We start from the raw sequence: 1,474 nt of genomic DNA, 5'->3' as shown, positions 1-1,474 counted from the left end.
GCGGCGGCCCGGCCCGCCTCGTCGGAGGTCGCCGCGCTGTCGCTGCCGCTGTCGCCACTGCCGCAGCCGGTCACCACCAGCAGCATGACCAGCGCAGTCAGTCCCGTCGCCGCGTGCCGGCGGGCTCTTGTCGGAGTCATCGATGTTCCCTTCTTCGACCCTGAGCGGGTGATAGCTCGGACGTCGAGCGCTGCCTCCCCGGTTCCGGCAGACTGCGCTCAGGACGTCACGATTCGATATGGGAGGCATCACGATGCGGATCACCAAGTACGCCCACTCGTGCCTGCGGGTCGAGCACGACGGGGGAGTGCTGGTCGTCGATCCGGGTGTGTTCAGCGAGGCCGCCGTGGCACTGGACGGGGCCGACGCGGTCCTGATCACCCACGAGCACCAGGACCACGTGGACGCCGAGGCGATCAACCGGCAACTGGCCCGGCGGCCGTTCACCATCCACGGACCGGCCTCGGTGGCCGGACCGCTCGGCGACGCGGCCGAGGCGCTGCGCCCGGTCGCCCCCGGAGACACGTTCACCGCCGCCGGTGTCCCGGTCCGCGCCTACGGCGGTCGGCACGCGGTCATCCACCCGGACATCCCGCTCGTCGACAACCTCGGCTACCTCCTGGACGAGGTGGTCTACCACCCCGGCGACGCGCTGTTCGTGCCGGACGACATCCAGGTCGACACGCTCTTCGCCCCGATTCACGCGCCCTGGTCGAAGTTCTCCGAGGTGGTCGACTTCATCCGGGCGGTGGCCCCGCGCCGGGTCTACGCGCTGCACGACGCCCTGCTCAACACCAACGGCCTCGCGGTGCTCGACCGGCAGTACACCGCCCTGTCCGGCAGCGAGTACCGACGGCTGGAGCCGGGCAGCCGGCTCGACGGCTGAGTCGATGCCCGCACCGCCGTCCGACCCGGTGCCGCGGCTCTACCGCACGCCACCGGACCGTTTCGTCGCCGCCCGCGACGAAGCGGTGGCGCAGGCCCGGCACGCCGGGGACGTGCGGGGAGCCCGCGAGATCGCCCGACTGCGTCGCCCCACGGTCGCCGCCTGGCTGGTCAACCTGCTCGCCATCGAGCGACCCGAGCTGGTGGGCGACCTGGCGCAGTTGGCCGACGCGTTGCGGGACGCCCAGCGCGAGCTACGCGGTCCGCGCCTGCGGGAACTCTCCGCGCAGCGGCGGTCCGTGGTCGCCGCCCTGGTCGCCGAGGTACGCCGGCTCGCCGCCGACGTGCCGGGGGCGCCGTCGGCCGGGAAGCTGCCGCTGGCCGAGGTCGAGGCGACCCTCAACGCGGCCCTCGCCGACCCCGGCGTGGCCGAGCAGGTGCGATCCGGTCGACTGCTCCGCCCCGCCCACTACGCCGGGTTCGGCGAGGTGCCCCGGCCCCAACTGCGGCTGGTCACCGGCGAGGAGGAGCCGCCCGCACCGGCGCCACCCGACCGTCGTCCGGACCGCGGCGCGATGCGGGCCGAACA

Annotated in this window: 1 protein-coding gene and 1 pseudogene; both read left to right on the top strand. The window is 73.8% G+C overall.

What is annotated here, in order from left to right; translation table 11 throughout:
- The first annotated feature begins 253 nt into the window (after positions 1-253).
- A complete protein-coding gene (locus EYA84_RS31775; protein ID WP_131057846.1) occupies positions 254-886 on the top strand; it encodes an MBL fold metallo-hydrolase in 633 nt (210 codons plus the stop codon).
- A 4-nt stretch (positions 887-890) separates the two neighbouring features.
- Positions 891-1,474: pseudogene (locus EYA84_RS31770) on the top strand (hypothetical protein); the annotation flags it as partial.

Origin of the sequence: Verrucosispora sp. SN26_14.1, from assembly GCF_004307965.1 — a bacterium.
In the GTDB taxonomy this organism is placed as follows: Bacteria; Actinomycetota; Actinomycetes; order Mycobacteriales; family Micromonosporaceae; genus Micromonospora.
The sequence above is the reverse complement of the archived record's forward strand: the minus strand, read 5'-3'. Positions and strand labels throughout refer to the sequence as shown.